Genomic DNA, 7,523 nt, shown 5'->3' with positions numbered 1-7,523 from the left:
GATCGCCATCTCGTCATTGTTCGAGATGATGGCGTCGAACTCGGTCCCGGCGGAAAGCCAGTTGCTGACCAGGTCGGCGCCCTGGGTGCGCGACCAGTTCGCGGTCTGCTCCTGCACGATGGTGATGAAGCCGCAATCCGGCGTCGCCAGCACGTCCTTGATGTCCTGGGTGCGCATCCGCGCCGCCTGGTTCGACAGCTCGCCCATCAGCACCACGGCCTTGGCCTCGGTCTTGCCCTGCTCCTTCAGCAGCCGGCAGACCTCCTGCGTCTCCAGCGTGCCGGATTCCTTTTCGTCCGAGGCGACGAAGGCCTGTTTCTCGGGCAGGCTGTCCAGATTCACCGGCTGGCGGTTGACATAGACCAGCGGAATGCCCGCGTTCTGCGCGGCGGCGCTCATGGCGACGGTGGCATCGGTATCGACCGGGTTCACGATGATCGCATCGACGCCCGAGGCCACGAAATTCTCGATCTGGTTCAGCTGCTTGCCGACATCGTTCTGCGCGTCCTCGACCTGCAGCGTCACGCCGTCCTGCGCCTTGGCATAATCTTGCATGCCGTTGCGCAGCACGGTCAGGAAATTGTCGTCAAAGAGTGCCATAGAGACGCCGATGGTCTCGGCCGAAGCCGCGCCCGCGAAGGTGGCGGCACAGGCGCTCGCCAGCAGGAATTTCCTCATTACGTTCCTCCCATGATCGTTGCACGCGGGGCGGACCCGCCCGGGTGTCCGGGTTGGCGCGCCGCAAACCCGGCCGCATCCGCCCCGTCGCCGTCCGGCCCCGGGCTCTCCTCTGCCGCGACCGTGTGAAATCATTCGGTCAGAACGCGGCAGCGGTCAAATCATTTGCGAGGCCGTTTCCATCACCGATGATAGAAAAAGATCGCCTGTTGATGGTTTTCCATCATGCGCGTCACAGGCTTTCAGGCGTGATGATCAGCGCATTCACGAAACGCTGGCCCGGGTTTTCGGCCATGCCATGTTCCAGCACATGCCCGACCGAGCCCAAGAGGTCGGCGGCCAGCGGCTGCAGCGGCGTCGCCATCACCACCGAGACCACGCCCTGCATCATCGCCTGCCGCGATTCGGGCGTCAGCTCATGCACGATCAGCGCCACCTTGCCGCCCAGGCCCAGCTCCTGGATCGCGGCGACGGCACCCTCCATGCCGCCGCCGGCGCAATAGACCCCGGCCAGATCGGGATGGCGGGCGGCGATCTCCAGCGTCGTCTCATAGGTCAACTGCCGGGTTTCCAGGTTGATCATCGTGTCCAGGAACGGAATCTGCGGCGCATATTCGCGGAAATAGCTGCGGAAGCCGGCCTCGCGCAGGTCGTGGCCGTGAAAGCGGTGGCCGCCGATGAACAGCGCGATCTTGCCGTCGCGGTTCATGATGCGATGCATCAGCCAGGCGGCGGTGCGCCCGGTTTTCAGGTTGTTGGTGCCCAGATAGGCCTCGCGCACGCCGGGGGCGAAGTCCGACAGCAGCGAGAACACCGGGATGCCGCGCCCGCGCAGCAGCGCCACGGCCGAGGTGACCTCGTGATGGTCGATGCCGGTCGCGGCCACCGCCTGCACCTTGCCGGCGAAACTGGCGATGGTCTCGGCGAAATCGGCGGGCGACTGGCCGGGCGAAAAGCGCACCGACACGCGCCAGCGCCGCAAGGGGTCGAGCCGGGCGGCCTCTTCCAGCCGGGCGGCGAAATCCTGGTAAAAGGCATGGCGTTCCTTTTGCAGCACCACGCCCAGATGCAGTTCCGGCACATGCGCCAAGGCCCGCGCCCGGATCGCCGGAGCGGCGTGATAGCCCACCGCCTCGGCCGCCTGCGAGACCTTGCGCGCGGTTTCCTCGCGCACCTTGCTGCGGCCGTTCAGCACCCGGTCCACCGTCGCCACGCTGACGCCGGCGGCGCGGGCGACATCCTCGATCGTCGGGCGTCCTGCCATGTTCCCCTCATCGCAATGAAGGGAATGCTGATGGAAATCACGCAGGGATGCAATGGCCCTTAAGTCCGGGGCCGGGGTTCAGCGCTTGCGCACGAACTCGCAGCGCAGGACCAGGCCCTTGATGGTATCGTGGCGGCAGTCGATCTCTTCGGGGTTGTCGGTCAGCCGGATCGACCGGATCACCGTGCCCTGCTTCAGCACCTGGCTGCTGCCGCGCAGCTTCAGGTCCTTGATCAGCACCACCGAATCGCCATCGGCCAGGGCGTTGCCGGCCGAGTCGCGCACCACGACCGCCGTCTCGGCCGCCAGTTCCGAGGCCGGGCGCCATTCGCCGCTGGCCTCGTCATAGACATAGTCCTCGTCCGCCATGGCGATGCCCTTTCGTGAGATGCGCGGGCTTTCCTAGCCTTTTCCGCCGCTTGCGGCAAGGGCGGCGCGGCCTGCGCGCAATTCACGCCAAGATCACAGGCGCCGGTTACGGCTTGGGGCAACCCCAGGCCCCGAAAGGACAACCGCAAGACGATGGAACAACTCTGCCGCCGCAGCCAGGATCTGACCGACAGCTGGCAGCGCCACGACTGGCGCGAAAGCTTCTTTGCCCCCGGGCTGGTCATCCTGCAGGCCCTGACCCATGACGGCCGCACTGCCAGCGGCGCCGGGTTGACCCGCGACGAGGCATTCGACCGCTGCCTTGGCGAGACCGCCGAGATCCTGGCTCTGAACCGCCACCTGCGCCAGGGCGGCCGCTTCGACCCCTGGAGCGACGGGCTGGCCGCGCATCCCGACCCGGCGCAGGCCTGTGCCGCCGCCCGGCTCGAGGCCTGCGAACGCGCCGCGGTGGCCGACTGGTGGCTGGGCCGCGCGCCCGCCGCGCCAGTGTCGGAGTCGTGGATCGCCCAGGCGGGGCTCGGCGCGCGGGTCGAGGCGATGCGCCAGGCCGCCGCCCTGCGCCGGCGCAGCGACTGGTGGCAGATCCGCACCGAGGGCCAGCCCTGCGTGATGATCTGCCGCAGCGTCAGCCTGGAAGGGCAGGACCCGGTGCTGGGCTTCGGCTGCGACGAGGAGCCGGTCGCCGCCGCCGAGAAGGCGCTGCGCGAGCTTCTGCTGATGGAGATGAACCTGATGGAGCTGCTGGCCGCCCGCGCCACCGGCGACGAGCACGGCCCGGGCGAGGTGCGCGCCCGCATCCGCGGCTATGCGCTGCACGCGCCGCGGCTGTTCCCCGCCGCCGCCGAAAGCCTGCCCGCCGCGCCCTGCGCGCTGGTCAGCGATTTTCGCCCGGCCCCCGAATGCCGCGAGATTTCCGAGCCGCGCGCCGAGATCAGCGTCTGGCTTTCGCCGGGCCAGGCCGCATCGGCTCTTTTCAGCGAGGCCACCGGCCTGCCATATTTGTGATGATTCCAGCGCAGGGGGCCCGGGACATGGGGGAAGGCGCGGCCATGGACGGCGAGGACGAGCTCCGGCCAGACCTCTCGGGCTGTCCCTTCGGCTGCGTGCCCGGCCGCGGCCACCTGCGCGCGGGGCGGAACCGCGCGGCGCTGGCCGCGCTGGCCATGGCGCCGGACATGGCGGCCGAGGCCTCGCCGCTGGGCGCCAGCGACGACCGGCGCGACATCGACCAGCGCAAGCCGTGGATCCTGCTGCGCAGCGACCCGCAATGGCGCGCAGCCTGCCTGGCGCGGGTGGCGCATATCCCCTCGGGCTATACCTATCTGGCGCAGCTGATGGGCCATGACATGGGCAGCAGCGTCGAGGCGGCCAGCGTGCCCTGGTCGCGCGGCGCCGAGGACGACACCACAGCCGCCCCGCCGGTGCGCTATAACCTGATCGACAATCCGCTGACGCTGGAGACGGTCTATGGCCCCGGCCCGGCGATGCTGGCGCATGTCTATGACCCGGAGACCTGGCTGTTTCGCCTGACGCCGGGGGCGCGGCTGGCGCGGATCTATGCGCGCGGGCTGAACGCGGTCTCGGACCCCGATCCGCGGCCGATCCGGGCGCTCTACGACGAAAGGAACCGCGACTCGCTGATGCTGCACGAGCTGGTCGTGGCCTGGATGCAATTCCACAACCGCAATGCCCGGGCGTTGATGGCGCAGGGGCTCACGCCCTATCGCGCCTATGTGCTGGCCCGCACCCATGCGGTGCGCTGCTGGCATCGCATCGTGACCGAGGACCTGCTGCCCCGCTTCCTGCACCCCGAGATCGCCGCCCTGCCCGCCCCGCCCCGCGCCTGCGCGCTGGACGAGACCACGCTGCTGCACGGGCTTTGCCGGGCCTTTCACGCCCTGCCGCTGGCCGCCTATGCGCTGGGGCGGTCGGGGCTGCACAACCTCGGCACGCTGCTGAAGCGCGGCTATGCGGTCAGCGAGGCCGAGACCGACTGGCGCATCGACTGGCCGCTGTTCTTCGGCGCCAGGCCCGGCGGTCCGCGCAGCGGCATGTCGGCCAGCGTGGCGCCGGAATTGCGCGCGCCGGTGACGGCGGCGGCGATCATCGCACTGGACACGCAATCCGCCGCCGAGGCCCGGCCGCTGCGCCTGGGCAATGCCCGTATCGGCGCGGCACGGGCCGCGCTGCCCGGCGACTGGCCGGCGCGGCTGACCGCGGCGCGGCTGGCCGCCGATTTCGCCGCCGCCCATCCCGAAGCGCCGGTCGCGCTGGATGCGGACGCGCTGGAATGGGGGCCGCTCTATCAGTTCCTGATGGTCGAGGCACAGGTGCACGGCCAGCAGGGCGGCTTCGGGCCCCTGGGCAGCGCGCTGCTCGCCGCCTCGGTCGCGGGCTCGATCCGGCGCGTGGTCATGGCCGCCGAGGGGCCGCGCGAAGCCGGCCTGCCCCGCCCGGCCAGCATGCTGGAACTCATCAACCTCGTCCGGGAATGACGGAGAACAAGAATGACAGGGAACAAGTACATCATCATCGGGGCCGAGGTCGACCAGGCCGAGGCCTTCCTGCACGACGACGGCAGCATCACCGACAAGAAGGGCGCCGACGGCGTGCCCTTGAACGTCGAATTCATCGGCCGGCTGATGGTCGAGCTGTCGCAACGCGGCAAGTCGGGCGTGCCCAGGGCCGAGCTGGAAGCGCATGAGGACCGGGTGCGGCGCGCTCTGGTGGTGCAGGATTTCTCGACCCAGAGCGGCGGCGCGGCGCTGAGCGATGCCGAGCGCGAGGCGATCCTGGACGGCACCACCGTGCGCATCGAGTTCGAAAGCCGCAGGCGCGGCAGCAAGAAGCCCGACCGCAACACCCGCATCCTGGTGGTGCCCTCGGACGAGACGCTGGCGATCACCGACGCGATGCTGAAGGCACAGGGCGAGGCCGAGGGGTTCCGCCCGCCGCTGTCCTATGAGCTGGACCGGGCGCTGATGCTGGCCAGCATGAAATCCGAGATCCTGGAGATGGTCCGCGAATTCGCGGCCGAGAACCACCCGGACTGGACCTCGGGGCTGCAAGCGGCGCTGGAGGACCACATGGAAAAGGCCATCGCCAGCCGCAGCCAGTTCAAGGACGGCGCCGGCCAGCCGGCCAAGGACGTCAAGAACGAGATCATGCAAAGCCCGCTGCGCGCCTTTCACCGCTCGGTCGGGATCTATGCCACGAACATGTGCCGCTAGGCCGGAAAGCGGCTGCGGGCGGCGGCGACCTGTTCCAGGGTCTGGCGCAGATCCTGGCGCCATTCCTCGCGACGCAGCGGAAACACCGACAGGAACCAGTCCAGCAGCTCGGCCTCGCTTGCCTGCGGCGGGCCGTGCCATTGCCGGCGCAGCTCGGCCAGATAGGCGTGATAGCGGCGGGCGGCGGCCTCGGGGCGGCCCAGCTTCCACAGCGCCGCGCTGTGCCAGCCGCCGACGGTCGGCATCAGCGCGCCCCGCCCCTCGCATTGCATTGCCGTCGAGGCATGGTCGCCGCGCAGATAGTCCACCGCCGCCAGATAGATCTGGTGGAAGGGCTCCATGACCTCGGCATGGCTGCGCGCCTCGGCCGCCAGCGTGCCGGCCTTGGCCAGATCGCCCGCGAAGGCGAAGCCAAGCGCGCAGGAGGCCAGCGTCAGCGGGCTGTTGCGGTTCAGGTTCAGCGCTTGGTCGAAATGGAACTCGGCCAGGTCGAAATAGCCCAGGTGGCAGAAGCACCAGGCCAGCACGCGATGCGCCCGCGTGTCCAGGGGATCGGCCGAGACCGCGACGATGGCGTGATGCATGGCGTCGCGCTTCAGCTCCTCGGTCTGGAAGGTGCCGGGCAGCAGGACGTGGCGCACGTTCAGCGCCCCGGCCAGTTCCGCATGGGCGGCGCCGAAACGCGGCGCCTCCTCGGTGATCTGGCGCAGGATCGCCAGCGCCTCGGCCTCGGTCTCGGGCGACCAGCGGTCCAGGAGCGCCTGCGCCTTGAGCCAGCTGTCATAGATGCCCGAGCCTGAATCGGCCAGCGCCCGGTCCGAGACCACCACCGACAGCGCATTGGCGATGTTCGACAGCAGGATGCGCACCTTGCCTTCCCAGTCGGTCTGCGGCTGGTCGACCCATTCCGACCAGACCAGCTGACCGCCGGCGCCGCGCTTGACCTCGACGAAAAGCCGCAGGCTGCCCGCCAGGTAGAAGGCTTGCAGGGTGACGCGGATCTGCGCCGGTTCGGGCCCGTCCTCGATGATCGACCATTCGCGGAACCGCGCCATGCGCATGCGCAGGTCGGAAAACAGCACGTTGACCAGGCTTTCCTGCGCCTGCGCCTCGCCCTCGACCGGTGCCAGCGTGACGGAAAGCCCGACCTGCGGCGCCCGCTCACCCGTCTGGGCGTGGCGGGTGCCGCCGGCGGGGTCCAGCTTGATCGCGGCAAGAAGCTCGACCGTCTCGGCCTCGGGCTCCTGGTCGAAGGCCTCGTCGAGATGGGCGTAAAGCGTATTGTAGCGCTCGATGGCCCGGGTGGCGTGGCCGGCCTGCCAGTCGAGCCGCATCAGGAGCCGCGTCGCCGCCTCGTTCGAGGGTTCCAGCGCCGTGGCGAATTCCGCCAGCGCGCGCTGCGCCTCGGGCTGGCCGGTGCCCAGTTCCGCCAGCCGGCGGTCCAGCACCTGGCGCACGGCCGCCAGCAGGCCCGCGCGGGTGATGGCGAGCCAGCTGTCGAACGAGGCGCTGGTGCCTTCCAGCTGCACGGTCTGGTCGATCAGCAGCCGGACGCGCGCGACCTCCTCGGCGTTCCAACCCGGCCCGGACAGCGGCGCGGCCAGCGCCTCGGCCAGCACGAAGCCCGGCGGCAGGCGCAGCGCGATCTCGCCGGCGCTGGTCTCCAGCGACAGGCCCGGGATCTCCTCCATGGCGCGGCGGATATGCTTGACCGCCTGGCGATAGGAGGCCGAGGCCTTGTGCTCCTCGGATTGCTGCCAGAACAGGTCGGTGACCTTTTCGGTGCGATGCACCGGCGCGCGGTCGGCCAGCAGGAAATACAGCAGCGCCCGGGCCTTGCGCAGGCGCAGGGAGTCCAGAAGCCGCAAGAGATCGTCGAGCCGCATCCGATACCCATGCCAGACAGTCACGCGCTTTCGTCATAGCGCAGGCATCGGCGCGGGTCCATTGCGGCGCGGCCC

The 7,523-nt window shown here is 69.7% G+C and carries 7 protein-coding genes; 3 read left to right on the top strand and 4 right to left on the bottom strand.

Annotated elements, in window-relative coordinates:
• The 3 genes from E3D03_RS16125 to E3D03_RS16115 all read right to left on the bottom strand — a co-directional run.
• The coding region (locus tag E3D03_RS16125; RefSeq protein ID WP_263567792.1) for a substrate-binding domain-containing protein at positions 1-678 on the bottom strand (678 nt) is incomplete at its 3' end.
• A 232-nt stretch (positions 679-910) separates the two neighbouring features.
• The gene (locus tag E3D03_RS16120) at positions 911-1,942 is read right to left on the bottom strand and encodes a LacI family DNA-binding transcriptional regulator (protein ID WP_263567791.1); all 1,032 of its coding nucleotides are present in this window, start codon (positions 1,940-1,942) and stop codon (positions 911-913) included.
• Positions 1,943-2,020: 78 nt separating this feature from the next.
• Complete coding sequence (locus E3D03_RS16115) at positions 2,021-2,311, bottom strand: zinc ribbon domain-containing protein YjdM (RefSeq protein WP_062562380.1); 291 nt, start codon at positions 2,309-2,311, stop codon at positions 2,021-2,023.
• 153 nt (positions 2,312-2,464) lie between these two features.
• Here E3D03_RS16115 and E3D03_RS16110 point away from each other — a divergent pair, with 153 nt between their 5' ends.
• From E3D03_RS16110 to E3D03_RS16100, 3 genes are read left to right on the top strand one after another with little or no spacing between them, the layout of a single operon-like run.
• Positions 2,465-3,337, top strand: a complete 873-nt coding sequence (locus E3D03_RS16110; RefSeq protein WP_263567790.1) for a YcaO-like family protein — start codon at positions 2,465-2,467, stop codon at positions 3,335-3,337.
• 44 nt (positions 3,338-3,381) lie between these two features.
• A complete protein-coding gene (locus tag E3D03_RS16105) occupies positions 3,382-4,827 on the top strand; it encodes a hypothetical protein (RefSeq protein ID WP_263567789.1) in 1,446 nt (481 codons plus the stop codon).
• Between the two features lie 12 nt (positions 4,828-4,839).
• Positions 4,840-5,562, top strand: coding sequence for a hypothetical protein (locus E3D03_RS16100; protein ID WP_263567788.1), 723 nt, complete (start codon positions 4,840-4,842; stop codon positions 5,560-5,562).
• On the opposite strand, the gene E3D03_RS16095 is transcribed toward E3D03_RS16100, so the two are convergent.
• The gene (locus E3D03_RS16095; RefSeq protein ID WP_263567787.1) at positions 5,559-7,448 is read right to left on the bottom strand and encodes a BTAD domain-containing putative transcriptional regulator; all 1,890 of its coding nucleotides are present in this window, start codon (positions 7,446-7,448) and stop codon (positions 5,559-5,561) included. The genes E3D03_RS16100 and E3D03_RS16095 overlap by 4 nt on opposite strands.
• Positions 7,449-7,523 lie beyond the last annotated feature (75 nt).

This window comes from Paracoccus sp. DMF (assembly GCF_004407025.1).
GTDB lineage: Bacteria > Pseudomonadota > Alphaproteobacteria > Rhodobacterales > Rhodobacteraceae > Paracoccus > Paracoccus aminovorans_B.
Note: the sequence above shows the minus strand (reverse complement) of the source record. Positions and strands in the feature narration are given on the sequence as shown.